The sequence below is a fragment of the Shigella sp. SIG3 genome, from assembly GCF_053555855.1.
Genome location: NZ_JBQZXE010000279.1, coordinates 1 through 765, shown reverse-complemented (window position 1 = coordinate 765; position 765 = coordinate 1). Strand labels below are relative to the sequence as shown.

At 54.5% G+C, this 765-nt stretch carries 1 pseudogene; it reads right to left on the bottom strand.

Annotated features, from left to right (window positions below):
* Nucleotides 1–765 (bottom strand): annotated as a pseudogene (locus ACUU1I_RS20915) (IS66-like element ISSfl3 family transposase); the annotation flags it as partial.

The window sequence follows — 765 nt, the reverse complement described above, 5'->3', positions numbered from 1 at the left end:
AGCAGTTCATGCACTTGGTTCGACGGCCAGTCATTGAGCTTCTCGATCACTTCGCGCAACCAGTCCTCCGGCTCCACTTCGTTCTGTTTGCAGGTGACCAGCAGACTGTAGATGATCGCCGCACTTTCTCCTCCCTTGTCTGAGCCGAAAAAGAGATAATTTTTTCTTCCAACCGCCACCGATCGTAACGCGTTTTCACCGATGTTGTTGTCTATTTCCACCCAGCCGTCACGACAGAACTCGTTCAGCGCATTCCAGTGATTCAGGATATAGTCGAACGCCTTCGCCATCTCCGCATGTTTCGACAGCGTTTTCCTCTGCAACTGTATCCAGTCGTACAACGACTGCATCAACTGGACGCTTCTGGCTTTTCTGACTGCAAGCCGTTCCTCTGCCGGACTGCCACGTATCTCCGCTTCTATGTCGTATAACTCTGCTATCCGTCTGAGCGCTTCCTGAGTCATTTCTGTCGGACGGCGCACATCCTCGTCATGGATTTTTCGGCGGGCGTGGGCCAGGCACCCGGCTTCCTTCACCCGGCCCGTTTCGTACAGTACGTTATAACCTGCATAGGCATCAGCCTGCAGTACGCCCTGATACTTTGCCAGGTGGAGCTGCGGATGTTCTCCTTTGCGATCTGCCGAATACGCGAACCAGACGGCTGCCGGCAGGGATGAACCCGCATTACGATCATCCCTGACGTATACCCACAGACGACCCGTTTTCGTCTTTCCGTTCCCCGGGGCCAGTACTTTCACCGGAGTG